The sequence below is a fragment of the Yoonia vestfoldensis genome (assembly GCF_002158905.1).
Classification (GTDB): domain Bacteria; phylum Pseudomonadota; class Alphaproteobacteria; order Rhodobacterales; family Rhodobacteraceae; genus Yoonia; species Yoonia vestfoldensis_B.
The window spans coordinates 1,158,982-1,183,504 of record NZ_CP021431.1; the positions used below are offsets into that span (position 1 = coordinate 1,158,982).

25 protein-coding genes are annotated in these 24,523 nt (G+C 61.8%); 11 read left to right on the forward strand and 14 right to left on the reverse strand.

The window, feature by feature from the left end; all coding sequences use genetic code 11:
• Nucleotides 1–9: 9 nt before the first annotated feature.
• Both pyrC and LOKVESSMR4R_RS05690 read right to left on the reverse strand, forming a co-directional pair.
• Nucleotides 10–1,062 carry a dihydroorotase gene (pyrC, locus tag LOKVESSMR4R_RS05685; RefSeq protein ID WP_087206688.1) on the reverse strand — a complete coding sequence of 351 codons (1,053 nt, stop codon included), beginning with the start codon at nt 1,060–1,062 and terminating at the stop codon, nt 10–12.
• A 51-nt stretch (nt 1,063–1,113) separates the two neighbouring features.
• Nucleotides 1,114–2,337: an acyl-CoA dehydrogenase gene (locus LOKVESSMR4R_RS05690; RefSeq protein WP_087206689.1), complete on the reverse strand. Its 1,224-nt coding sequence runs from the start codon at nt 2,335–2,337 to the stop codon at nt 1,114–1,116.
• A gap of 109 nt (nt 2,338–2,446) precedes the next feature.
• Here LOKVESSMR4R_RS05690 and LOKVESSMR4R_RS05695 point away from each other — a divergent pair, with 109 nt between their 5' ends.
• The 7 genes from LOKVESSMR4R_RS05695 to LOKVESSMR4R_RS05725 all read left to right on the forward strand — a co-directional run bounded on the left by LOKVESSMR4R_RS05695 (nt 2,447) and on the right by LOKVESSMR4R_RS05725 (nt 10,453).
• Nucleotides 2,447–3,349, forward strand: coding sequence for an AAA family ATPase (locus LOKVESSMR4R_RS05695; protein ID WP_087206690.1), 903 nt, complete (start codon nt 2,447–2,449; stop codon nt 3,347–3,349).
• A 59-nt stretch (nt 3,350–3,408) separates the two neighbouring features.
• Nucleotides 3,409–4,671 (forward strand): vWA domain-containing protein, encoded by a 1,263-nt coding sequence (locus LOKVESSMR4R_RS05700; protein ID WP_087212692.1) that lies wholly within the window; start codon nt 3,409–3,411, stop codon nt 4,669–4,671.
• A gap of 35 nt (nt 4,672–4,706) precedes the next feature.
• The gene (locus LOKVESSMR4R_RS05705) at nt 4,707–5,669 is read left to right on the forward strand and encodes an XdhC family protein (RefSeq protein ID WP_087206691.1); all 963 of its coding nucleotides are present in this window, start codon (nt 4,707–4,709) and stop codon (nt 5,667–5,669) included.
• Nucleotides 5,666–6,646 (forward strand): molybdopterin-binding protein, encoded by a 981-nt coding sequence (locus LOKVESSMR4R_RS05710; protein ID WP_087206692.1) that lies wholly within the window; start codon nt 5,666–5,668, stop codon nt 6,644–6,646. Before LOKVESSMR4R_RS05705 ends, LOKVESSMR4R_RS05710 begins: the two co-directional genes overlap by 4 nt.
• An 88-nt stretch (nt 6,647–6,734) precedes the next feature.
• Complete coding sequence (locus LOKVESSMR4R_RS05715) at nt 6,735–7,220, forward strand: (2Fe-2S)-binding protein (protein WP_087206693.1); 486 nt, start codon at nt 6,735–6,737, stop codon at nt 7,218–7,220.
• Between the two features lie 59 nt (nt 7,221–7,279).
• On the forward strand, nt 7,280–9,649 hold the full coding sequence (locus LOKVESSMR4R_RS05720; protein WP_087206694.1) for a xanthine dehydrogenase family protein molybdopterin-binding subunit: 2,370 nt from the start codon (nt 7,280–7,282) through the stop codon (nt 9,647–9,649).
• A 12-nt stretch (nt 9,650–9,661) separates the two neighbouring features.
• Entirely contained in the window at nt 9,662–10,453 is a 792-nt protein-coding gene (locus LOKVESSMR4R_RS05725; RefSeq protein ID WP_087206695.1) for an FAD binding domain-containing protein, read from the forward strand.
• Between the two features lie 344 nt (nt 10,454–10,797).
• Here the strand turns inward: LOKVESSMR4R_RS05725 and infC are convergent, their stop codons facing one another.
• Complete coding sequence (gene infC / locus LOKVESSMR4R_RS05735) at nt 10,798–11,343, reverse strand: translation initiation factor IF-3 (RefSeq protein WP_157898297.1); 546 nt, start codon at nt 11,341–11,343, stop codon at nt 10,798–10,800.
• 194 nt (nt 11,344–11,537) lie between these two features.
• Between infC and LOKVESSMR4R_RS20100 the strand changes: the two genes are divergently transcribed.
• Nucleotides 11,538–12,035: a hypothetical protein gene (locus LOKVESSMR4R_RS20100; RefSeq protein ID WP_157898148.1), complete on the forward strand. Its 498-nt coding sequence runs from the start codon at nt 11,538–11,540 to the stop codon at nt 12,033–12,035.
• A gap of 65 nt (nt 12,036–12,100) precedes the next feature.
• Here LOKVESSMR4R_RS20100 and LOKVESSMR4R_RS05750 read toward each other — a convergent pair whose 3' ends face one another.
• The 6 genes from LOKVESSMR4R_RS05750 to cysG form a co-directional block, all read right to left on the reverse strand.
• Complete coding sequence (locus tag LOKVESSMR4R_RS05750) at nt 12,101–12,949, reverse strand: ferredoxin--NADP reductase (RefSeq protein ID WP_087206699.1); 849 nt, start codon at nt 12,947–12,949, stop codon at nt 12,101–12,103.
• Between the two features lie 64 nt (nt 12,950–13,013).
• Nucleotides 13,014–13,424 (reverse strand): DUF934 domain-containing protein, encoded by a 411-nt coding sequence (locus tag LOKVESSMR4R_RS05755; protein WP_087206700.1) that lies wholly within the window; start codon nt 13,422–13,424, stop codon nt 13,014–13,016.
• Nucleotides 13,421–14,140 (reverse strand): phosphoadenylyl-sulfate reductase, encoded by a 720-nt coding sequence (locus tag LOKVESSMR4R_RS05760; protein WP_087206701.1) that lies wholly within the window; start codon nt 14,138–14,140, stop codon nt 13,421–13,423. Before LOKVESSMR4R_RS05760 ends, LOKVESSMR4R_RS05755 begins: the two co-directional genes overlap by 4 nt.
• Nucleotides 14,130–15,800 (reverse strand): nitrite/sulfite reductase, encoded by a 1,671-nt coding sequence (locus tag LOKVESSMR4R_RS05765; protein ID WP_087206702.1) that lies wholly within the window; start codon nt 15,798–15,800, stop codon nt 14,130–14,132. The genes LOKVESSMR4R_RS05760 and LOKVESSMR4R_RS05765 overlap by 11 nt, the downstream gene beginning before the upstream one ends.
• Before the next feature lie 98 nt (nt 15,801–15,898).
• The gene (locus tag LOKVESSMR4R_RS05770) at nt 15,899–16,210 is read right to left on the reverse strand and encodes a DUF2849 domain-containing protein (protein ID WP_087206703.1); all 312 of its coding nucleotides are present in this window, start codon (nt 16,208–16,210) and stop codon (nt 15,899–15,901) included.
• Nucleotides 16,210–17,601: a siroheme synthase CysG gene (cysG, locus tag LOKVESSMR4R_RS05775; RefSeq protein ID WP_087206704.1), complete on the reverse strand. Its 1,392-nt coding sequence runs from the start codon at nt 17,599–17,601 to the stop codon at nt 16,210–16,212. Before cysG ends, LOKVESSMR4R_RS05770 begins: the two co-directional genes overlap by 1 nt.
• A 135-nt stretch (nt 17,602–17,736) precedes the next feature.
• On the opposite strand from cysG, the gene LOKVESSMR4R_RS05780 reads away from it, so the two are divergent.
• The gene (locus tag LOKVESSMR4R_RS05780; protein WP_087212695.1) at nt 17,737–18,198 is read left to right on the forward strand and encodes an Lrp/AsnC family transcriptional regulator; all 462 of its coding nucleotides are present in this window, start codon (nt 17,737–17,739) and stop codon (nt 18,196–18,198) included.
• Nucleotides 18,199–18,215: 17 nt separating this feature from the next.
• Here LOKVESSMR4R_RS05780 and LOKVESSMR4R_RS05785 read toward each other — a convergent pair whose 3' ends face one another.
• Nucleotides 18,216–19,382, reverse strand: a complete 1,167-nt coding sequence (locus LOKVESSMR4R_RS05785; protein WP_204248729.1) for a cytochrome P450 — start codon at nt 19,380–19,382, stop codon at nt 18,216–18,218.
• Nucleotides 19,383–19,566: 184 nt separating this feature from the next.
• Between LOKVESSMR4R_RS05785 and LOKVESSMR4R_RS05790 the strand changes: the two genes are divergently transcribed.
• Entirely contained in the window at nt 19,567–20,397 is an 831-nt protein-coding gene (locus tag LOKVESSMR4R_RS05790) for a cobalamin B12-binding domain-containing protein (RefSeq protein WP_087206706.1), read from the forward strand.
• Here the strand turns inward: LOKVESSMR4R_RS05790 and tpiA are convergent.
• From tpiA to LOKVESSMR4R_RS05810, 4 genes are all read right to left on the reverse strand, one after another.
• Entirely contained in the window at nt 20,394–21,122 is a 729-nt protein-coding gene (tpiA, locus tag LOKVESSMR4R_RS05795) for a triose-phosphate isomerase (protein WP_087206707.1), read from the reverse strand. The genes LOKVESSMR4R_RS05790 and tpiA overlap by 4 nt on opposite strands.
• A 20-nt stretch (nt 21,123–21,142) precedes the next feature.
• Entirely contained in the window at nt 21,143–21,505 is a 363-nt protein-coding gene (locus LOKVESSMR4R_RS05800; protein WP_087206708.1) for a HesB/IscA family protein, read from the reverse strand.
• A gap of 75 nt (nt 21,506–21,580) precedes the next feature.
• On the reverse strand, nt 21,581–22,786 hold the full coding sequence (locus LOKVESSMR4R_RS05805; protein ID WP_087206709.1) for a glycerophosphodiester phosphodiesterase family protein: 1,206 nt from the start codon (nt 22,784–22,786) through the stop codon (nt 21,581–21,583).
• Nucleotides 22,787–22,872: 86 nt separating this feature from the next.
• Nucleotides 22,873–23,235 (reverse strand): SUF system Fe-S cluster assembly protein, encoded by a 363-nt coding sequence (locus LOKVESSMR4R_RS05810; protein ID WP_087206710.1) that lies wholly within the window; start codon nt 23,233–23,235, stop codon nt 22,873–22,875.
• Nucleotides 23,236–23,366: 131 nt separating this feature from the next.
• Here LOKVESSMR4R_RS05810 and tgt point away from each other — a divergent pair, with 131 nt between their 5' ends.
• On the forward strand, nt 23,367–24,497 hold the full coding sequence (gene tgt / locus LOKVESSMR4R_RS05815; protein ID WP_087206711.1) for a tRNA guanosine(34) transglycosylase Tgt: 1,131 nt from the start codon (nt 23,367–23,369) through the stop codon (nt 24,495–24,497).
• Nucleotides 24,498–24,523: the final 26 nt, after the last annotated feature.

Below are 24,523 nucleotides of genomic sequence, written 5' to 3' on the forward strand. Positions count from 1 at the left end.
CGCCGGGCCTTAGCCCGTCACGCGCCAGTGCAGATCGAAACCGGGGTCGAACAGGGTCACTGGCCCTTCGGCGGTGTCGATCCGGTCCGGATAGGGGACAGGATCGCCCTTGGTCAGGGTGATCGTCGCCTCATTGGGGGGCAGCCCATAAAACAGCGGACCATTCAAAGAGGTGAAAGCCTCCAGCTTTTTCAAAGCCCCGGCAACATCAAACACCTCGGCCAGGCAGGACATCGTATTGGTCGCGGTGAAAATCCCCGCACAGCCGCAGCTTTGCAGCTTGGCACCATCGGTATGCGGCGCGCTATCGGTGCCAAGGAAAAAGCGTTTATCCCCCGAAACCGCCGCCTGCACCAAGGCAATCCGGTGCGTTTCCCGTTTGGCGACCGGCAGGCAATAGAAATGCGGTTTGATCCCGCCGGCCAGAATATGGTTGCGGTTGATGATCAGGTGATGCGTGGTGATCGTGGCGGCCAGGTTCTTGGGGTTGTCGCGGACGTAATCGACCGCATCCTGCGTGGTGACATGTTCCATCACCACCCGCAGATCAGGCACTTTCTTGCGCAGCGGGTTCAGGATCTTGTCGATGAACACGGCTTCGCGGTCAAAAATGTCGATATCATGGCTGGTGACCTCGCCATGCACGCAAAGCGGCATGCCGATCTCGGCCATCACCTCTAGCACCGGGCGGACCTTTTCGAAATCGCGCACGCCCGATGCCGAATTGGTCGTGGCCCCGGCAGGATAAAGCTTGACCGCCGTGGCAATGCCTGCGGCATGGGCGGCGCGCACGTCCTCTGGGTCGGTGGCTTCGGTCAGATACAGCGTCATCAGCGGGGTGAACTCCATCCCCGCGGGCAGGGCCGCCATGATCCGGTCGCGATAGGCCGCGGCCTGCGCACCCGTCACCACGGGTGGCACCAGATTGGGCATCACGATGGCACGGGCGAAATGGCGCGCCGTTTCAGGCAGCACCGCGCGCAACATGTCGCCATCGCGCAGATGCAGATGCCAGTCGTCTGGGCGGCGGAGTGTCAGGCTGGTCAGGTTCTTGTCAGGCATGATCTGGCAATTACACAATCGCGATTGCCGTGACCATCCCTTTCCTGCGTCCTAGAAAAACGCCTGCAACCCGGTCTGCGCCCGCCCCAGGATCAACGCATGCACATCATGGGTGCCTTCATAGGTATTCACCGTCTCCAGATTGACCATATGGCGCATGATCTGGAAATCCTCCGAAATGCCATTGCCACCATGCATGTCACGCGACGCGCGTGCGACATCCAGCGCCTTGCCGCAATTGTTGCGCTTCATCAAGCTGATCATCTCGGGGGCGGCGCGACCGGCCTCCATCAAACGGCCCAGCTGCAACGCGGCCTGGGTGCCAAGGGCGATCTCGGTCTGCATATCGGCCAGTTTCTTTTGAAACAGCTGGGTCTGCGCCAAGGGCTTGCCGAATTGCTTGCGGTCTAGCCCATATTGGCGCGCGGCATGCCAGCAAGCCTCGGCCGCGCCCATCACGCCCCAGGCAATGCCATAGCGCGCCCGGTTCAGACAGCCAAACGGCCCCTTCAACCCCTGCACACCGGGCAACAGCGCCTCTTCGCCGACCTCGACATTGTCCATCACGATCTCGCCGGTGACCGATGCGCGCAGGCTCAGCTTGCCACCGACCTTGGGCGCGCTCAGGCCCTTGGTGCCCTTGTCCAGCACGAAACCGCGAATCTTGCCGCCATGGGCGTCGGATTTGGCCCAGACCACGAAAACATCCGCAATCGGCGCATTGCTGATCCACATCTTGGACCCGTTCAGCACATAGCCACCCGCCGTCTTTTTCGCGGTGGTCTTCATCCCCGCAGGGTCGGACCCGGCATCGGGTTCGGTCAGCCCGAAACAGCCGATCAATGTCCCCGCCGCCAGGCCGGGCAGATATTTCGCGCGCTGCGCATCGGACCCGTAAGCATGGATCGGATACATCACCAAGGACGATTGCACCGACATCATCGACCGGTATCCGCTATCCACGCGCTCGATCTCGCGCGCGACAAGACCATAGGTGACATAGCCCGCGCCCAGCCCGCCATATTCCTCGGGAATCGTCAGGCCCAGCAATCCGGCCTCGCCCATCAGGCTGAAAATCTCCGGCTCGACCAAAGCATCGCGATAGGCGGCGGTGACGCGCGGCTGCAGTTTATCCTGGGCAAACTGGCGCGCGGCATCGCGCAACATGCGTTCATCCTCGGTCAGCTGATCCTCCAGACGCAGTGGATCGGACCAGTCGAACGGGCCAAGGTCGGGGCCAAAGCCGGTGGCGGAAATGGGGGCATTCTGATTCATGACGCGGACTCCTTCTTGGGCAAAGTGTAAGCCCGCGCGCGGATGGGGGCAATGCATGCCTTGACGCAGGGCGCGGCGAATGCAGCTATAGGCGGACAGGGGGGATCACATGGCATTTGACACTATCGACGCGGTGCAAACCGGCTTGAGCGATCAGGGCTATATCTGCGGCAGGCCGCTGGCGACGGTTGTCTTTCTGGCGCTGCGCCTTGGGCGGCCGCTGTTTCTCGAAGGTGAGGCCGGCACCGGCAAGACCGAAATCGCCAAGGCGCTGGCACAAAGCCTGGGGCGCCGGCTGATCCGGCTGCAATGCTACGAAGGGCTGGATGCCGCCTCTGCGGTCTATGAATGGAATTTCGCCGAACAGATGATCGCGATCCGCACCGCCGAGGCAGCGGGCGGTGCCGACCGTGACGCGCTCAAATCCGAACTCTTCACCCAAGATTACCTGATCGAACGGCCGCTCTTGCAAGCGATGCGCCCGCAATCGGGCGGCGCGCCGATCCTGCTGATCGACGAGCTTGACCGCACCGATGCCCCGTTCGAGGCTTTCCTGCTCGAAGCGCTTTCCGATTTCCAGGTCACCATCCCCGAACTGGGCACGATCAAGGCAACTGAGCCCCCTATCGTGATCCTGACGTCGAACCGCACGCGCGAAGTGCATGATGCGCTCAAACGGCGCTGCCTTTACCATTGGGTTGATTATCCCGATTTCGACCGCGAAATGGCGATCCTGCAGGCCCGCGCGCCCGAAGCCAGCGCCGCCCTTTCGACCGAAGTCGTTTCCTTCGTCCAGCGGCTGCGCGACGAGGATCTTTATAAAAAACCCGGCGTGGCCGAAACCATCGATTGGGCCAAATGCCTGCTGGCGCTCGATGTGGTGAACCTCTCGCCCGAGGTGATCAGCGACACGCTCGGTGCTTTGCTGAAATATCAAGACGACATCCAGAAACTGCAAAACGCACAGGCCAAACGCATCCTTGATGACGCCCGCGCCAGCCTGTCCCCATGACCTCCCATCTTCCGAGCAGAAATATCCCACAGGGGTCTGGGCCAAAAGAAATTGGGGATGTGAAATCCCCAGCCTATGCGCCGCTGGCCTTACCGGACGACCCCAAATTGGCGGGCAATATCACCCATTTCGCGCGCGCTTTGCGCAAGGCGGGGGTGAAACTCGGCCCCGGCCGGGTGATCGACGCGATCAACGCGGTGCAGGTGGCGGGGTTCACGCAGCGTGCGGATTTCTATTGGACGCTGCATGCCTGTTTTGTGTCCAAACCCGAAGACAGCGCGATTTTCGCGCAATTGTTCCGGCTCTACTGGCGCGATCCGCAATATATGGAACAGATGATGTCGCTGCTGACCCCGATGGTCCACGGCCTGCAAGAGGATCGCAGGGCAGAGGCGGCGGAAAAACGCGCAGCCCAGGCTTTGCTCGACGGGCGCGAACCGCCCGCGCCGCAGGCATCGGCCCGCGAGGATGAGATCGAGATCGATATTGACGCCAGCCAGACCGCATCGGCCGAGGAACGGCTGCGCCAACTTGATTTCGAACAGATGAGCACGGCGGAAATGGCGGCGGCGACGCGGATGTTGGCCGCATTGCGCCTGCCGGTGCCGCCGATCCTGACGCGGCGCAGACAGGCCTTGCCGGGGCCTTTGGCGGATTGGAAACAGACGATGCGGCGCGCGGCCCGCCAAGGCGGCGAGATCGGCAAGCTGGCCAGCGCGCGCAAGCGCATCCGCTATCCCAACCTGGTGGTGCTCTGCGATATCTCGGGCTCGATGTCGTCTTATTCGCGCGCCGTGCTGCATTTCGTCCATGCCGTCGCCAACCGCGAAGGCCAGGGCTGGGCGCAGGTCCATGCCTTTACCTTTGGCACGCAGCTGACCAATATCACCCGCCATATGCGCCGGCGTGATGTCGATGCGGCATTGGCCGCCGCAGGCGCGCAGGCGCAGGATTGGGAAGGCGGGACGCGGATCGGTGCCTGTCTGCATGATTTCAACCGCGATTGGGCGCGGCGTGTCGCGGGGCAGGGCGCGGTTGTCTTGCTGATCACCGACGGGCTGGACCGCGACACTAGCCATGATCTGGGCCGGGAAATGGAACGCATGAAACTAAGCTTTTCACAGCTGATCTGGCTGAACCCCTTGCTGCGCTGGGATGGCTTTGCGCCGCTGGCCCGCGGGATCGCGCAGATGCTGCCGCATTGCAGCAGTTTTCGCGCCGCGCATAATGTGGCATCCTTGGCCGGACTGGCCGAGGCGCTGTCGCGGCCCGATGATGGCGGGGAAAAACGCCGGATGCTGGCCGCGTTGCATGGGTCATGACCCATGCCACGGCTGCCCGTCAGAGAGGTGATGCAATGACCAAGGATCCCGCAGCTCTTGCGCTGGACTGGGCGCAGGCGGGCCGCAAAATCGCGCTTGCCACCGTGATCGAGACCTGGGGCTCTGCCCCGCGCCCGGTGGGCAGCCAATTGGTCATCGATGCGGATGGCGCGATGGAAGGTTCGGTCTCGGGCGGCTGCGTCGAAGGCGCTGTCGTTCTGGCTGCCATGGATGCCATCACGGCGGGTGGTCACACGATCCTTGATTTCGGAATCAGCGATGACGCGGCCTTTGCCGTGGGTCTTGCCTGTGGCGGGCAGATCAAAGTGCTGGTCCAGCCTCTGGGGGATGGCCTGACGCTGGCGACCCTGCAAGCCTTGGCCGATGCGCGCGCCGCCGCCCGTCCCATTGGTCTTGCCACCGATCTGGCGACAGGCAGCAGCCGGATCATCACCGCTGCGGATGCGCCCGCGTGTTTCCGCCTTGACCGTTCGGGGATGCAAGAGGATGGCAGTTTCATCACCATCCAGAACCCGCCTTTGCGGATGATCATCGTGGGGGCTGTGCATATCGCGCAGCCCTTGGTCGGGATGGCGCGCGCCTGTGGCTATGCACCGGTGCTGATCGACCCGCGCGGGGCCTTTGGATCGGCTGCGCGCTTTCCGGGCGAGACCATCATCGAGGATTGGCCGGACGCGGCGCTGGCCGCGCTGAAACCCGATGCCCGCACCGCCATCGTGACGCTGACGCATGATCCCAAACTGGATGATCCCGCGATCATGACGGCGCTGCGCAGCGATGTGTTTTATCTGGGCTGTCTGGGATCGACCCGCACCCATGCCAAACGCGTCGCGCGCTTGCAGGCGGCGGGGTTCAATGACGCGGATATCGCGCGAATCCATGCCCCCGTGGGCCTTGATATCGGCGGGCGTCATCCGGCGGAAATCGCGGTCAGCATCATGGCGCAGGTCACCCAGACATTGCGGCGGCGCGCATGAAATTCGGCCCCGTTCCCGTGGCAGAGGCGCTGGGCGCGATCCTGGCCCATGGCGTGACAGCGGGCGCTTTGCCTTTGCGCAAGGGCAAGGTGCTGGATGCCGCCGATATCGCCGCTTTGCAGGCGGCGGGGCTGCACCAGGTCACGGTGGCCCAGCTTGGTCCGGGGGATCAGGATGAAAACACCGCCGCCGCGCAATTGGCCACGGCACTGGCGGGCGATCATGTCAGCGCCAGCGCTGCGGCGACGGGTCGCGTCAATCTCTTTGCGGATGTGGCGGGGATTGTCAGTCTGGATGCTGCGGCCATTGGCCGCTTTAACGCGGTAAATCCGATGATCACCCTTGCGACCCTGCCGCCATATACCCGCATCGCCGCCGGTAACATGATCGCCACGATCAAGATCATTTCCTATGCCGTGCCGGGGGCGGATGTGGCGCGGGCGGCTGCGACGCAGGCGGTGCTGGGCGTGTTGGCGCCGCGCTATCGTCGCGCGACATTGATCGAGACGAATCTGGGCACGCCGCCCACAGCCAAAGGCCGCGCGGCGCTGGCCAAACGCTTGGCGCGGTTTGATGTGACACTTGATGATCGCTGCATTGTTGCACATGAAATCAATGCTTTGTCTGCTGCTCTTGATGCGGCTTTGGGCGAGGTGATTTTCATCCTGACGGCCTCTGCCACCTCGGATATCGCCGATGTCGGCCCTGCGGCTTTGCGCGCGGCGGGCGGCAGCGTCAGCCAATTCGGCATGCCGGTCGATCCGGGCAATCTGCTGTTTCTGGGCGATCTGCGGGGCAGGCCCGTGATCGGGCTGCCGGGCTGCGCGCGTTCACCCGCGCTGAATGGGGCCGATTGGGTGCTGGAACGGGTGATCTGCGGGCGCATCCCGACCCCTGCCGAAATCGCGGCCATGGGGGTTGGTGGCCTGCTGAAGGAAATACCCGACCGCCCGCAGCCGCGCCGCCAGATCGGGTGATGCTGCAAAGCAGCGAAAGATCGTTGTTCTCATGTGGTGGCAGCCGTGCTTAACTCTGCTGGTAGCAACGATGTATCGGGAGGAACGAATGACATCTGTAGCAATGGTCGTGAACGGTAAATCCGTCACGAAAGAGGTGGAAGGCCGCACGCTTTTGGTGGATTTCCTGCGCAATGACCTGCGTCTGACAGGCACCCATGTCGGCTGTGATACATCGCAATGCGGGGCCTGCGTGGTGCATGTGAACGGGCAGGCGGTCAAAGCCTGCACGATCTTTGCCATCGAGGCTGACGGGGCAGAGGTCGCCACGATCGAGGGGCAGGCCAACAAGGACGGGTCGCTGAACGTGATCCAGCAGGCGTTTCAGGATCATCACGGGTTGCAATGCGGGTTCTGCACGCCGGGCATGGTGATGTCGGCGGCGGCGCTGCTGAAAGAAAACCCCAAACCGACCGAAGCCGAAGTGCGCAGCTACCTGGAGGGGAATATCTGCCGCTGCACGGGTTACCACAATATCGTCAAGGCGATCATGGCGGCATCCGGTCAGGATGTGGCGGCCATCGCCGCAGAATAAATCGTCGCGAACAAGGGGACGCAGCTATCCTGCCGCCGTCCCAACCGGGAGGAATTTCAATGCCAAAAGATCATGGAATCGGTGCCAGTGACAAGCGCCGCGAAGACGTCCGCTTTCTGACAGGGGCGGGACATTATACGGATGATATCAAGGCCTATGGTGCGACAACGGCTGTGTTTTGCCGCTCGACCGTGGCGCATGGGGTGATCAAATCCATCGACACATCGGCGGCCGAGGCCATGCCGGGCGTGCTGGCCGTCTTTACCGGCGCGGATTTTGCCGATGTCGGCGGCAATCCGGCGGGCTGGCTGATCAACAGCCGCGACGGCACCCCGATGAAGGAACCCAAACGCCCGGTTCTGGCGCATGGCAAGGTGCGCCATGTCGGTGACGCCTATGCCGCCGTGATTGCCGAAACCGAATTGCAGGCGCGCAATGCCGCCGAGGCCATCATCGCCGAGATCGAGGAATTGCCCGCCATCGTCGATATGGCCGCCGCGTTGAAAGGCGACAATTTCGTCCATGACGAGATCGAAACCAACCAATGTTTCGACTGGGGCTGGATCGAGGATAACCGCGCCGCCACCGATGCCGCGATCAAGGCAGCCCCGCATGTGACGACGCTGGAACTGGTCAACAACCGTCTGGTGCCCAATGCGATGGAACCGCGCTGTTCCATCGGCAATTACGACGCGGGCAATGACAGCTATGTGCTGCAAACCACCTCGCAGAACCCGCATCTGACGCGGCTGCTGATCTCGGCCTTTGTCATGGGCATCCCCGAAAACAAACTGACCGTGATCGCGCCTGACGTGGGCGGCGGTTTCGGGTCCAAGATCTATCATTATGGCGAAGAAGCCCTCGTGCTGGCCGCCGCGCGCAAGATCGGCCGCCCCGTGAAATGGACCGCCGACCGGACCGAGGCGTTTTTGACCGATGCGCATGGCCGCGACCATGTGACGAAAATCGAACTGGCCTGCGAAAAGGACGGCACTTTCATCGCTTTCCGCACCGAAACCATGGCGAATGTCGGGGCCTATCTGTCGAATTTCTCGACCGCGACGCCAACATTCCTGCATGGCACGCTGATGGCGGGCAATTACACCGTGCCCAATGTCTATGTGAACGTCAAAGCCGTGTTCACCAATACTGCCCCCGTTGATGCCTATCGCGGTGCCGGCCGGCCAGAGGCGACCTATTCCATCGAACGCGTCATCGACAAGGCCGCGCGCGAGCTGGGGATCGACCCGATTGCGATCCGGCGCAAGAATTTCGTCAAGCCGGATCAATATCCGTTCACCAGTGCGGCCGGTCTGGAATACGATTCCGGCAATTATGATGCGCTGATGGATACGCTGGAAAAGCATATCGACCGCCAGGGTTTCGAAGCACGCCGCAAGCAAAGCGAAGCCAAAGGCATGCTGCGCGGTCTGGGCGTGAACGCCTATATCGAGGCTTGCGGGATCGCGCCCTCAAACCTTGTCGGCGTGCTGGGCAGCCGTGTGGGGCTTTATGATGCCGCCACCGTGCGGGTGAATGCCACCGGCAATCTGTCGGTCATGGTCGGCGCGCATAGCCACGGGCAGGGGCATGAAACCGTGTTTCCCCAGATCGTGGGTGAAATGCTGGGGATTGATCCTGCCAGCGTGGATATCGTGCATGGCGATACATCGAAAATCCCCTTCGGGATGGGCACCTATGGGTCGCGGTCCTTGGCTGTCTGCGGATCGGCCATGGTGCGCGCGACCGAAAAGATCATCGCCAAGGCCAAAAAGATTGCGGCCCATATGCTTGAAGCATCCGCCGATGACGTGGATTTCAAGGATGGCCAGTTCACCGTCAAAGGCACCGACAAATCCGTCAGCTTTGGCGAGGTCGCGCTCAAGGCCTATATCCCCCACAACTTCCCGATTGAGGATATCGAACCGGGGCTAGAGGAAACGGCCTTCTACGATCCCGCCAATTTCACCTATCCATCGGGTGCCTATGCCTGCGAGGTCGAGGTTGACCCCGATACCGGCAAGGTGCGCGTGGACCGTTTCGTCGCGGTGGATGATTTCGGCAATATCATGAACCCGATGATCGTGACGGGGCAGGTGCATGGCGGTCTGGGCCAGGGCATCGGCCAAGCGCTGCTGGAAGGCGCGCGCTATGATGATGACGGGCAGCTTTTGTCGGCCAGCTATATGGATTACACCATGCCGCGCGCCGATGATCTGCCCTTCTACACCGTGGATCATGCCAATGGCACGCCTTGCACGCATAACCCCTTGGGCGTGAAAGGCTGTGGCGAGGCGGGGGCAATCGGATCGCCGCCCACGATCGTCAATGCCGTGGTCGATGCGCTGCAATCGGCGGGCAAGAACGTCACCCATATCGACATGCCCCTGACGCCGCTGCGCGTCTGGGATGCCATGCAAAACGCGTAAGGAGGCTTTGGCATGTATGCTTTTGAAATCGAACGACCATCGACAATCGCCGATGCGGTCAAGGCGCTGCAATCGGATGGGGCGCAGGCTTTGGGCGGGGGGCAGACGCTGATCCCCACGCTCAAGGCGCGGCTGGCCGCACCTGAAACGCTGGTCAGCCTCTCTGCGATCGGCGAGATGCAGGGTATCTGCCTGTCTGATCAAGGCGCGCTTTGCATCGGGGCGGCGACGACCCATGCGCGTGTCGCAGCCGAGGCTGGGGCGCATTTCCCCGGATTGGCGCATCTGGCCAGCCATATCGGTGACCCCGCCGTGCGCAATCGCGGCACGATTGGCGGATCATTGGCCAATAACGACCCCGCCGCCTGCTATCCGGCGGCGGCCTTGGGGACGGGGGCTGTGATCATCACCAACACCCGCCAGATCGCGGCGGATGATTATTTTCAGGGGATGTTCACCACCGCGCTGGACGAAGGCGAGGTCATTACCGAGGTCCGCTTTCCCATCCCGCAGAAATCGCATTACATGAAATTCGTCCAGCCCGCGTCGCGTTTCGCGCTGGTTGGCGTCTTTGTGGCGCAATATGCAGATGGGGTGCGGGTCGCGGTGACCGGCGCGTCCGAAGAAGGCGTATTCCGCTGGTCCGCGGCCGAGGCGGCCCTATCCGCCGATTTCTCTGCCAAGGCGCTGGACGCCCTGTCTGTCGATGCCGACGGGATGATCGGCGATCTGCATGGCTCGCCCGCTTACCGCGCGCATCTCGTCAAGGTGATGACCGGCCGCGCGGTGACCGCCGCGGCCTGACCTTTTTGGCACTATCTGGCTTTCAATATGAAAAAGGGCGGCTCACCGAGCCGCCCTTTTGCCATTGGTCGGATGGGTGAGATCACCCATCCTACGGATATCACTTTGACAGCGGGCCGATCAGCATGACCATCTGGCGACCTTCCCGCGTGTTTGCTTGCAAACATGCTCCAAGCGGCAGGTGTTTGCCTGCAAACACCGAGAGCTGGCCGGCCTGCAGACCTACTTTGATAGCGGGCCGATCAGCATGACCATCTGGCGGCCTTCCCGCTTGTTTGCTTGCAAACATGCTCCAAGCGGCAGGTGTTTGCCTGCAAACACCGAGAGCTGGCCGGCCTGCAGACCTACTTTGATAGCGGGCCGATCAGCATGACCATCTGGCGGCCTTCCATTTTGGGGAAGTTTTCGACCTTGCCGGTTTCTTTGGTATCCTCGGCCACGCGTTCCAGCAATTGGCGTCCCAATTCCTGATGCGCCATTTCCCGACCACGGAAACGCAGGGTGATTTTCACCTTGTCGCCGTTTTCCAGAAATTTGAACACATTGCGCATCTTGACTTCGTAATCGTGGGAATCAGTGTTCGGGCGGAACTTGATTTCCTTGATCTCGATGATCTTTTGCTTTTTGCGCGCTTCGGCTTCTTTTTTCTGGGTCTCGTATTTGAACTTGCCGAAATCCATGATCTTGCAGACCGGAGGAACGGCATTCGGTGAAATCTCTACCAGGTCAAGCCCGGCCTCTTCGGCCATCTGCATCGCCCGTTCTGGCGATACGACGCCGACGTTTTCGCCGTCTGCACCGATCAGCCGGATTTCGGCTGCCCTGATCCGTTCGTTGATCCTTGGGCCGGTTTCGCGCTGTGGTGGCGCGTTGTGGGGTCTGCGTCCTATGGTCTTGATCCTTTGTTTGTTGCGTAATGCTGCAGGGCAAACTAAACCTGCTTGGCCCGCGCTTCAACCCGCTATCGCGCAGTTTCGCAGGTATTTTCAGCGAATCCAGGTTCTTCCGCATTGGTGTGCTTTGTGACATGTGCTACCCTCAAGGGTTGCACGCAGCCCGTTCATTTTGAATAAGGATCATGCCTATGAGAGCGCTTGCCATCTTGATCATTCTCGCCGTTGCGGGCTTTTTCGGCTATCAATATGCCGTCGAAGGCCGCAGCCCCAATGCCGCCATCGGTGTGCTGACAGGGGCGACCGCCGCCGCTGAGGCCGAAGCCGCCGCTGCCGAAGCTGCCGCTGCCGAAGCCGAAGCCGAAGCCGCTGCCGCAGAAGCTGCCGCCGCCGAGGCCGCTGCCGCAGAAGCTGCCGCTGCAGAAGCTGCTGCTGCAGAAGCTGCTGCCGCCGAGGCCGCTGCTGCCGAAGCGGCCGCCGCTGACGTCGTGGTGGATGACATCCCCGCGACCGTTGATTTGCTGACGATTGACGGCTTCAACGCCGATCAGGTCATCGCGCTGATCGCAGGCTCTGATCTGGCCGAGGCGGAAAAGACCACGCTGATCTCTGCTGTTACCGCCGCCCAGAACAGCCCCGCGCTGTTGCAGCCAATGCTGGAACGTCTGCAACAGGCCTTGGGCGAATAAGGCCCCGTGGAAACGACAAAGGCCGCCTTTCGGGGCGGCCTTTTTATTTCAGATGACCGGAAAGATCAGTCCAGAAACGCCTTTTCAACCACATATTGCTGCGGGTTGGAATTGGCGCCTTCATTCAAGCCGTAGCTTTCCAGCATTTCTTTCAATTCCAGATTGAATGCCAGATTGCCGCAGATCATCGCGCGGTCGGTTTCGGGCGACAAAGGCGGCACGCCAAGATCGGTAAAGGCCTCTCCGCTGCGCATCAGATCGGTGATCCGGCCCATCTTGGGGCTGTCTTCGCGGGTGGTGGTCGGGTAATATTTGATCTTTTTCCAAAAACCTTCGCCAATGACTTCATTCAGCAATTCATCGGTTTTCAGCCCTTCGATCAGGTCGCGGCCATAGGTCAGCTCGCCCAGCTCGCGGCAGGTATGGGTGATCACGATCTCGTCGTAATCCTCATAGGTCTGCGGTTCGCGCAACAGGCTGGCAAAAGGCGCAAAGCCGGTGCCGGTGGCAAAGAACCACAGCCGCTTGCCGGGCAAAAGCGCGTCATGCACCAATGTGCCAACAGGTTTGGGCCGCAGAATCAACCCATCGCCGGGCTGGATATGTTGCAATTTTGATGTCAGCGGGCCGTCCTGCACCTTGATCGAATAGAATTCCAATTCCTCATCCCAACTGGGCGAGGCGATGGAATAGGCGCGCATGATCGGCTTGCGCTTGCCGGTTGCGGGGTCTTCGTCGCCCATCAGCCCGATCATGACGAATTCGCCGGACCGGAACCGCAGGCTGGCGGGGCGCGTGACACGGAAGGAAAACAGCCGGTCGGTGAAATGCTTCACCTCCGTCACGGTCTGCATGTCGGGCAATTGCGGGACGATCTTGGCGCTGGCGTGGGTCACGGGTGTCTGCTCTGTCATAGGTTCATCTGTGACCCTAGGGGCCATCCTCTGTCTTAGTCGTTGATCTGGATCAGGGAAAGGGTCACCCGCGCAAACGGGCCTGATAATGGCCCTGCTGCCAGTCGGCGCGCGCCAGCCATTGGTCCTGCGGCTGGCGGGCGGCCATGGCCTCGTCAATCTCGACCTCGTCGAAACCTGACCGGCGCGCCATGGCATATTGGTCCGCGATCACATGACCGCGCGCGCGCAGCCGCCCCCGATAGCCCGCGCGCCGCAGCATCGCGGCCAGCGTGAAACCGCGCCCATCGGCAAAGCTGGGAAAATCGATGCGGATCATCGGCGCATTGGTCAGGCGGGCCAGCGTGGCGGGGTCGGTATCGGACGCCAGATCCACCGCAAAGCCGCAATCATTGGCGATGCTTTGGGTCGCATCGCGGAACGGGCCGGTCCAATCATCCGTGGCAAAGCCTTTGTCGGTGACGATGATGCTCATGCTGCCTTGCCTTCCCGGACCATGCGCCCGTTTTCAAAATGGATACCGCATTCGGTTTTGTCGCTGCCCCGCCAGCGGCCTGCGCGCGGGTCTTCGCCTGCGCCGACGCGGGTGGTGCAGGGCATGCAGCCGATGGAAGGGTATCCTTGCGCCACCAGCGGATGCCGGGGCAGATCATGCTTGGTCATATAGCCGCGCAGATCATCCGAGGACCATTGCGCCAGCGGGTTGATCTTGATCCGAGCACCGTCCGCTTCGAACAGGGGCAGGGCGGCGCGCTGGCCGTTCTGGAATTGCTTGCGCCCGGTGATCCAGCCGCCAAAGCCTTGCAATGCCTGTTCCAAGGGGCGCGCCTTGCGCAGATCGCAGCAGGCATCGGGTTCGGCCTGATGCAGCAGCCCGTCGACATCCTCGCGCAGCACGGCATTGCGGTCGGGGGTGATGACGCGCACATCGGTCAGGCCCAGGGCCTTGGCCACATCGCGCTGATAGGTCAGCGACTCAGGAAACAGCATTTCGGTATCCAGAAAGATCACCGGCACGGCCGGGTCCACTTGGGCCGCCAGATGCAACAGCACCACGCTTTCGGCACCGAACGACGACACCAGCGCCACCGGCCCGATCTGCGGATCGTGCAGCGTGGCGCGCAGCACCGCCAGCGCATCCGCGCCACGATGCTGCCTGTTGCGTTGGTCAGCCAGATCATCAAGCGGCATCGGCTTTGTCCTCGCTTGGGTATAGCAGCGTCTTGAACGGGGCCAGCCCCAGACGGCGATAGGTTTGCAAAAACGTCTCGGACGGGTCGCGGCGCAGGTCCAGATAGCCGATCACCAGCCGTTCAATCGCGGGCACGATGTCATCGGCGCTGAAACCGGGGCCTGCGCGTTCACCGATGGTCGTGGTCTCGGTGCCATCGCCGCCCAGCGTGATCTGGTAGTTTTCCACACCCGCGCGATCCAGCCCCAGAATCCCGATATGGCCGACATGGTGATGCCCGCAGGCATTGATGCAGCCGGAGATCTTGATCTTGAGCGGGCCAACGTCATGTTCGATCTTCAATGCGTCAAACCGCGTGGCGATTTGCTGGGCGATGGGGATCGACCGGGCCGTGGCCAGCGCGCAATAATCCATGCCGGGGCAGGCGATGATATCAGAGGCAAGCCCGATATTCGCCGTCGCCAGATCGGCCTTGCGCAAGGCGGCATAGACCGCAGGCAGGTCGGATTGGTGGACATGGGGCAGGATCACGTTCTGTTCATGGCTGATGCGCAATTCGCCGTGGCCGTACTGTTCCGCCAGATCAGCCATCACGCGCATCTGGTCGGAGGTGGCATCACCGGGCGTCGCGCCATGTTTCTTGATGCTGATCGACACGATCGCATAGCCCGGCGCCTTATGCGGCGCCAGATTGGTGTCGGTCCATGACCGAAAACCGGGGTTGGCCAGACGTGCGGCCTCATACCCATCGGTGGGCTTGGTGACAAAGGCTGGCGGGGCAAAGGATTTTTCGATCTCGGCCAGCAGCCTTTGGTCATAGCCGGCAAAGCCTGCGCGGATCGCGGCGAACCGTTCCTCGACCATCTGCCGGATCGTTTCGATCCCGTTTTCATGCAGGGTGATCTTGATCCGGGCTTTGTATTTATTATCGCGCCGGCCCAGCAGGTTGTAGACGCTGACGATGGCTTCGACATAAGGCAGCAAATCCGCCTTGGACACGAAATCGCGCAAGACCTTGCCCACCATCGGCGTGCGGCCCAAACCACCGCCGACGATCACCTGATAGCCCACTTCGCCCGCATCATTCCGCACGACCACCAGCCCGATGTCATGGGCGCGCGTCACGGCGCGGTCGGCGGCGGCACCGGTGACGGCGATCTTGAATTTGCGCGGCAGGAACTGGAATTCGGGGTGGTCTGTGGACCATTGGCGCAACAATTCGGCAATGGCGCGCGGGTCTTCGATTTCATCGGCAGCGGCACCGGCGAAATGGTCGGCGGTCACATTGCGGATCGTATTGCCGCTGGTCTGGATCGCATGCATGCCGACATCGGCCAAAGCCTCCAGCATATCGGGCACATCGCCCAGTTTTGGCCAATTATACTGGATATTCTGACGCGTGGTGAAATGGCCGTAACCCTTGTCCCAGCGATCCGCGATCATCGCCAGCTGGCGCATCTGCGCGGGGTTGAGCGTGCCATAAGGCACCGCGACCCGCAGCATATAGGCGTGCAATTGCAGATAAAGCCCGTTCATCAGGCGCAAAGGCTTGAATTCATCCTCGGTCAGGGACCCGTCGATGCGGCGTTCCACCTGCGCGCGGAATTGGGCGACGCGGGCGCGCACGAAGGTTTCGTCGAAATCGTTGTAAACGTACATCTGCTTTTTCCTGTCGCATCCCGGACATGCTCCGGGATCTCTTGGGGGTCTCTTGAATGGCGTGGCGGCCCCGGATCAGGTCCGGGGCGGGCCCCGGATCAGGTCCGGGGCGGGGTTTCTACTTGTTTGCCATGCGCGTAATTCGACGGGCCGCGGGTGCGGAACGCCTCGCGGAAATGCACAGGCTCGGGGCCATCATCGCCCATGCGGGCATCGGCCAGATAGGCGCCTGCAATCTCTGCCGCCCGCGATTTGGCCTGCAAGAGGCGCAGATCGGCATGGGCCTCGTCGGTGATCAGCTCGGCCTCGCAGATCAGGGGCGACCAGCGATCATCCTCGGTCAGCCAGACGGCGTCACCATCCAGCAGCGCATTGGCGGTGACGACCTTGGGGGTGAAACGTGCGGGCATCAGGCGAATTCCTTGATCTTGATGGCCTCGGCCAAAGCGGCGCGCGGGGCGAGGCCGTAAAAGGTGATAACAGGGCCGGACAGACCGGCATTTGTCAGCGTGGGTTCCAGTTCCGCCAGACAGGTGGCGATGACGCGCTGATCGGCGCGGCTGACGTTTTCGATGATGGTCACAGGCGTTGCCGGATCGGCCCCATGCATCAGCAACCGGCCCTGGATGAACCGCGCGGCGCGTTTGCCCATATAGATCGCGGCGACTTCACCTGGGGCGGCCAGCGCGCGCCAATCGTGATCGGCGTAACCGCGCGTATCGTGACCGGTGATGAAACGCACCGACGAATTGCGCCCGCGCTGCGTCAGGCTTTGCCCGATAGAGGCAACAGCGGCAGAGGCCGCCGTGATCCCCGGCACGATCGTATAGCTGACGCCTGCATCAATGATGGCGCTGATTTCCTCGTCCAGACGGCCAAAGACGGTCGGATCGCCCGCTTTCAGCCGCACCACATGATGCCCGTCCAGCGCATGTTGCACGATCAGCGCGTTGATCTGATCCTGCGGCATGGCCCGGCCGAAACCCTGTTTGCCCGCATCGATGATGATCGCCTCGCGGCGGGCGAGTTCCAAGATCTCGCCCGTCACCAGATTGTCGTGGATCACCACATCGGCCTTATCCAGCGCATTGCGCGCCTTCAGCGTCAAAAGCTCGGGGTCGCCCGGGCCAGCACCGACCAGATCGACATGGCCCGCCTTGCTGCGCGCGGTGATGTGATCGTCCAGCAGGGTTTCCAGCGCGGGGATGATCGCGGCCTCGCCAGCGGCAGCCATCGCCTTGGGGCCGCGCTGGAAATAGAAATCAGCCCAGAAATCGCGCCTTTTGCGGCCCATGGGCAGCACATCGACCGCATGGCGAAAGGTCTTGCCGATCCGCGCCAGCACGCCCAGCGACACGGGCAGCCGTTCTTCAATATCGGCCTTGATCGCGCGGGCCAGCACGGGGGCAGCCCCTTCGGTGCCGATGGCCACGACGACAGGATCGCGGTCGACGATCGCGGGGGTGATGAATTGGCTATCGGCCAGATTATCCACGATATTGACCAGCGCGCCATCGGCATGGGCGATGGCGGCGACGCGGGCATCCTCGGCATCGTCTTCATTGGCGGCATAGAAAAGTGCTGCGCAAAGCGTGTCACCCGGTTCCATCGCGCGCCTGATCACGCGCAGCTTGCCCGCCGCGGCCCAAGCGCTGATTTCGGCTGTGACCTCGGGGGCGATCACGGTCAGATGCGCCTTGGTCTTCATCAGCAGGCGCAGCTTGGCCATGGCCGCATCGCCGCCACCCGACAGCACGATCCGGCGACCGGCGACAGCAAGGAAGATCGGAAAATGTTGCATCACGCACCTTTTGATTTCTTCCCTTCAACATAGAACATTGTTCTGTTATTTGCTGCCCCAGAGCGCAACAAAGGATGAATGTTCCAAGTTGCGGTGAAAACAGACCATGCGTCCTCGAATAATGGGAAAACAGGAATGGCCTTGCGGATTGATGCGACCGACCGGAAGATTTTAGCGGCCCTGCAAGCGGATGCAGCCCAATCATTGGACGATATTGCCAAGGCGGTGGGGTCATCCAAAACGCCGGTATGGAATCGCATCCGCAAGCTGCGTGAGGCCGGGGTGATCGGGCAGCAGACGGTTATTCTGGATGCCGAAAAGCTGGGGTTCGAGGCCTGTTTTTTCGTGCTGATCCGCACGTCCGAGCATGACAAGGACTGGCAGGCGCGGTTTCTGAAGGCGCTGAAATCACGCCCCGAGGTGCAAGAGGCACATCGTCTGGCCGGTGATATCGATTATATCCTCAAAGTGCGGGTCAAGAATGCCCGCGCCTATGACAGTTTTTATCAGGCGCTGATCTCAGAGGTGAAAGTGCATAACGTCACTGCGTTATTGTCGATGGAAGAAATCAAATCGACCGTGGCCCTGCCGCTATAAGGCAGCGCAAAGCTGGCCTAGCGCGCGGCCACCATCAGCCGTGTCAGCCCGTGGAAATGATAGGTGTCGCCATAGCCGGGCGCTGCGGTCAGCCGCAAATCGGGGCAGCGGGTGAACAGCACATCCAGCGCGATTTTCAGTTCCAGCCGGGCCAAGGGCGCGCCGACGCAGAAATGGATGCCGCCGCCGAAACTGGTGTTCTGCGGGCCGCTGCGGGCGGGGTCGAAACGCGCGGGATCGGGATAGACCGCCGGATCACGATTCGCCGCCCCCAAAAGGCAGGCGATCTGATCGCCGCGTTTGAAGTGCTGGTCGCCGATCTGGACATCCTCATAGACCCAGCGGGTGAACATATGCAAAGGCGGGTCGTGGCGGATGATTTCCTCGACGCAAGCATCGGTGATGCCGCGGATATTCTGTTCCAGCAGGGTCTTAGTGCCATTGCCAAGCGTATGCACCGTCGCCTCATGGCCTGCGTTCAGCAGCAAGATGCAGGTGGTGATCAATTCGTCGGTGGTCAGTTTCTCGCCCTGTTCCTCGGCTGCGATCAGGGTCGAGATCAGGTCATCGGCCGGTGTCTTGCGGCGGGTGGCGATATAGCCGCGCATGAAATCGGAAAAATCGGTTGATGCGGCGATGGCGGCCGCCTCGATTTCCGGCGTGCGGCGGGCCTGATACATTGCGACCATGGCATTGGACCAGCGCAACAGATCGTCCGCGCGATCCTCTGGCACGCCCAGCAGCCGCGCGATCGTGACCACGGGCACGGGCTGGGCATAGGCGGTCAGCAGATCGAAGGGTTCGTCTGGAAAGCGGTCGATCAGATCATGGCACAGCTGGGTGATCTGCGGGGCAAGGGCTGCGATGGTGCGGCTGGTAAAGGCGCGCAGCACCAGCGCGCGCAGGCGGGTGTGGCGCGGCGGTTCCAGTTCCAGCATCGAATGGGCCTCGATCTCATAGAACGGGCGCAGCGCATCGGGGATCGCGGGGGCCAGTTCGGACGGGCATTCGCGCCCCATCCGCCGGTCGCGTAACACCGCATGGACGGCCTTATGCGACACCGCACAGGGCATGGCGTAATCATTCCACCAAAAGAAATCGCCGGTCTGGCGGGCGCGGTCATAGAAAGGATAGGGGTTCTGCACAAAGGCGGGATCAACGGGGGATTGGGTCAGCTGTTGCATGGCGCAGCTTTGCCGCGCCGCGCCGGTCTTTGCAATGGGCGCGCGCCCTATCCGATCACGAAACCGCGACGTTCTGACGCGGCACGGCCGTCTGTCGCTGTGTTAACCTGCATGCGATTGGATACCGCAGGCAGGCCCAAGACCTGCCACCGCTACCCTATCAGCCAACGGGGGAGGAGTGTTCATGTCGAAGACGTCTTTGGACGATGGATTGTTCGACCGTTCTGCCTATCAGAACGCAACGCGCCAATTGCGTCTGGTCGAGACGGAATTGCCGCAAAACGCCGTATCCAGCCTTGCCCGCGAAGTCGTGCGCCGCCTGGCGTTCCGGATGCCGCGTCAGGACAATGCGGCCGATCTGCCGACGCAATCCGATATCGACCTGCTTTGCGCGGCGCTGTTATCGGCGGATGATACGGCTGCGGATCAATTCATCCTTGCCGCGCGCCGTGATGGTGTCGATCCCGGAGCGATCAGCCGGGGCTATGTCGCCGGTGCCGCCCGCAAATTGGGCCAGATGTGGGATGATGACCGGATTTCATTCATCGATGTGACGCTGGCCTGTGGCAAGCTTTACGGGATCATCCGTGGCCTGCGCCATGTGCTGGCCCCGCAAATCACCCAAGGCCGCGAAACCCGGCCCGCGCTTTTTGCACTGGTCCCCGGCGAGACCCATACGCTGGGCATAGAGATCGCGACCGACCATTTCCGCCGCGACGGCTGGGATGTGGATATGCTGATGGGGCTGGATCATGACGCGCTGATCACCGAGGCCGATCTGCGCCATTACGAAGCCATCGTGCTGGTCGCCAATTCTGACCGGATGCTGGAACCTTTGACCCGGCTTGGCCTTGCGCTGCGGATCACCCAGCCGCTGGCGCATATCATCGTGGCGGGCAGCATTCTGGATCACCACCCCGATATCCTGCATCTTGTCGGGGCAGAGGCGGTGATGGCCGATCTGGACAGCGCGATTGCCACATTGCGCGATGTGCTGGGACCAGCGCGCAGCTAGCTGGCGGCCAAGGCGGCGATGATCGGGGTGAAATCGGCCGGCTTGAGGCTGGCCCCGCCGACCAAGGCGCCGGTCACATGCGGCACGGCAAAGATCGCGGCGGCATTCTCTGCTTTGACAGAGCCGCCGTAAAGGATCCCGAAATCGGCCCCATCGGCAAAACGCGCGGCCAGCCGCGCGCGGATATGGGCATGGACTTCGGCGATCTGCTCTGTTGTGGGCACTTTGCCGGTGCCGATGGCCCAGATCGGTTCATAGGCGATCACGGTATTATCGGCGGTGGCGCAATCGGGCACCGATCCGGCCAGCTGCGCGTCGATCACCGCCAAAGTGCTGCCATCCGCGCGCTGCACCAGCGTTTCCCCGATGCAGATGATCGCGGTCAGACCGGCCTCATGGGCGGCACGGGATTTCGCGGCGACCATGGCGTCGGTTTCATGATGATCGCTGCGCCGTTCGGAATGGCCGGTGATCACATGGGTCGCACCGATATCGGCCAGCATCGCTGCGGAAATATCGCCGGTATGCGCGCCATGGGTGGCGCTATGGCAATCCTGCCCGCCGATGGCAAAGGGCAATCCCGCGCAAGACCCGATCAGGGTCGCGGGCAGGCAGATCAGCACATCGACATCAAAGCCGCGCTGTTCGGCCAGCGTGTCCAGCGCGGCCAGATCGGCGCGCAGCCCGTTCATTTTCCAATTGCCGGCGGCAAGTTTGCGTCGCATGGGCTGTCCTTGGCTGGGCGTCAGCGCGACGCGATATTATCCGCAAATTTGATCGATTCCCCGCAACCGCAGGCATCGACCACATTGGGATTGCGGAATTTGAAACCGGATTCAAGCAGCGAGGTTTCATAATCGATCTCGGTGCCGAACAGGAACATCTGCGCCATCGGCGCGATCATGACCCGCGCGCCATCCTGTTCGACCACCTCGTCCAGCGGATCAATATCGGTGACATAGGCCATGGTATATTCCATCCCGGCACAGCCGCCTTTCTTGACGCCGATCCGCAGACCCTGATGCCCATCCTTGGCCATCAGCCGCGCGATCTGGGCGGCGGCTTTGTCGGTGATGGTGACGGCTTGCTTGCCGGGGATGCCGAACATGGGAAACTCCTTGCGTTGTATCCAAGATAGGGCAGCGACCCGGACGACACAAGGCCGCCGTCCGGGCCTTTGGGGTCACAGACCCATGCAATTGGCGTAATAGGTCGTGGTGGCGGGCCAGTCAGAGAAGACGCCGATCACGCCGACATCCTGTGCCAGCACATCGAGCAGATCGAAATAGGCGCCGTCATTGGTGATCGCGTCATTGATGCCTTGGAAATACCACCCGCCGCCATTGGCCAGCGGGCCGGACCGTTCCAGCGTCCATGTGATGATCTGCAGATCGGCAGCCTTGGCGGCCCTGGCCAGTGCAGATGGCACGATCTTGCCATCTTGCAGCGTGACCAGCATCCATGTCGGCGGCGCGATGATGTTCACACCCATCGCCTTGAGGTCTTCCATCGTGTTGGGCCAGGTCGCGGGATCATGCGGTGTATAGCCGTCGACAGTTTCGTATTCATCCATCAAATAGACAGCCTGCGCGCCGAATGCGGGTTCGTTCTCGATCCAGTAAAGCACGTCATCAAGGTTGAACGATTGCAGCCAGACGTCGCTGGCGGGGATACCGGCGGCTTTGTATTCATCGACCAGCTTTTGCGCATAATCTTGCTGGCTGAAGCCGTTGAAGGGCATCTCGACCGCGGGGGATTTCAGCTCGGGCGTGAATTTCGCGCCCAGATCGCGGAACAGCGCGATGGACTCGGCATGCGTCATCAGCGTGGTATTCGCCGCATAAAGATCGGTGCGCCAATTGGCGGTGCCGTTCAGGTATTCCTCGGGCGTGGTGGCAGCCGTGTTGGCGGCGTCCATCTTGGGGTCCAGCGTCTGGAATTCGGCCAGCGTGATGTCGCTGGTGCGGCATTCGGCGCTGGCGACACTGTCCCCGTTGGCGGGGCGAAAGCCGGTTGTGCATTTGTCAGCCAATGGCGTGACGAGGATGTTGGTCGTCGTGTGCAGGTCGTTCTGCGCATGGCGGCAGACCAGTTCCAGATCGGCGGTAAAGGTCACGTCACATTCCAGAATACCCGCACCCATCTGGGCTGCGGCGACATGTGATTCGACGGTATGTTCGGGAAACATCAGCGGCGCGCCACGGTGCCCGATCGAGAAATCCGACCGCGCGGGTATCTGGTCGGCGCAGGCCAGCAATTGCTCTTTCAGGGGGCTGTCGGTCATCTGGCTGACCAGATAGGCAGGGCGCGGACCATAGGTCAGGGCGGTATCGGCGATGGCCGTGGTGCCGGCCAGAATGGCAAGCAAAGTAAGAGATAACCGTGTCATGGGATGCTCCAGTGTTTATGACTGAAGCCGTGCATGCCGCGCGAATGTAACGGCTGCGCAATTCCGTTGTGAAGCTTTGCTGACGCTTACATGAACCCCAGTTCCAGCCGCGCTTCGTCGGACATCATATCCATGCCCCATTGCGGCTCGAAGGTCATTTCGACATCGACCTGTTTCACGCCGGGCAGCGGTTCGATCGCATCAGCGACCCAGCCCGGCATTTCCCCCGCGACAGGACAGCCCGGCGCGGTCAGCGTCATGACGATATTGACCGCGTTGTCATCCTTGATGTCGATCGTGTAGATCAGACCCAGATCGTAGATATTCACCGGAATTTCAGGGTCATAGACCGAGCGGCACGCCTGCACCACATCCTCGTAAAGCGGATGATCTGTTGTCGATGGCGCGATCAAGGGCGCACCTTCCATCTGGGCGTTTGCATCTGTCATGTGATTGGTTCCTGCATTCCTGAGAGAACATATAGGGTTTGGCGCGAAGGGCGTAAAGGGGGCGGCGGGCAGGGCGGTCTTTCCAATCCCGCCCCGACAAGGCATATGCCTTGCCAGCAAGAGGATAGCCGATGACTGATCGATTTTCATTTGACCTGCACGCCACAGACGGCAAGGCCCGCAGCGGTGTGATCCGCACGCCGCGCGGCGAGATCCGCACGCCGGCCTTCATGCCCGTGGGCACCGCCGCCACCGTCAAGGCGATGCTGCCCGAAAGCGTGGCGGCGACGGGCGCGGATATCCTGCTGGGCAATACCTATCACCTGATGCTGCGCCCCACGGCGGAACGGATCGCAGCGCTGGGCGGGCTGCATGCCTTCATGAACTGGGACAAGCCGATCCTGACAGACAGTGGCGGGTTTCAGGTCATGTCGCTGGCCGGGCTGCGCAAACTGACCGAAGAAGGCGTGACCTTCAAAAGCCATATCGACGGATCGCGCCATCATTTGTCGCCGGAACGGTCGATGGAAATTCAGGCGCTGCTGGGGTCCGACATCGTGATGTGTTTTGACGAATGCCCCGCGCTGCCCGCCGACCGGGACCGGATCAAATCCAGCATGGATCTGTCGATGCGCTGGGCGCAACGGTCGCGCGATGCCTTTGGCGACCGGCCCGGCCATGCTTTGTTCGGGATCCAGCAAGGCGGGCTGGAACAGGATCTGCGTGAGGAATCCGCCAATGCCCTGCGCGCGATTGAATTTGACGGCTATGCCGTGGGTGGTCTGGCCGTGGGCGAAGGGCAAGAGGCGATGTTCGGCGTGCTCGATTACGCGCCCGACCAATTGCCGGTGGACAAACCCCGTTACCTGATGGGCGTGGGCAAGCCGGATGACATCGTGGGCGCGGTCAAGCGCGGTATCGACATGATGGATTGCGTGCTGCCGTCACGGTCGGGTCGCACGGGGCAGGCGTTCACGCGCCACGGCGTTGTGAACATCAAGAACGCGCGCCATCAGGATGACCCGCGCCCCCTGGACGAGGCTTGCACCTGTCCTGCCTGTCGCGGCTATTCGCGCGCCTATCTGCACCATGTCTTCCGCGCGAATGAGATGATTTCCGGCATGCTGCTGACATGGCATAACCTGCATTACTTTCAGGACATCATGGCCGGTATGCGCGCTGCCATTTCCGCAGGCAGCTTTGCTGCGTGGGAGGCAGAGTTTCATCGCCAGCGCGCACAAGGCGATATCGACCCGCTCTGATAGCTGGCTGGTTGACAGCCCCAGAG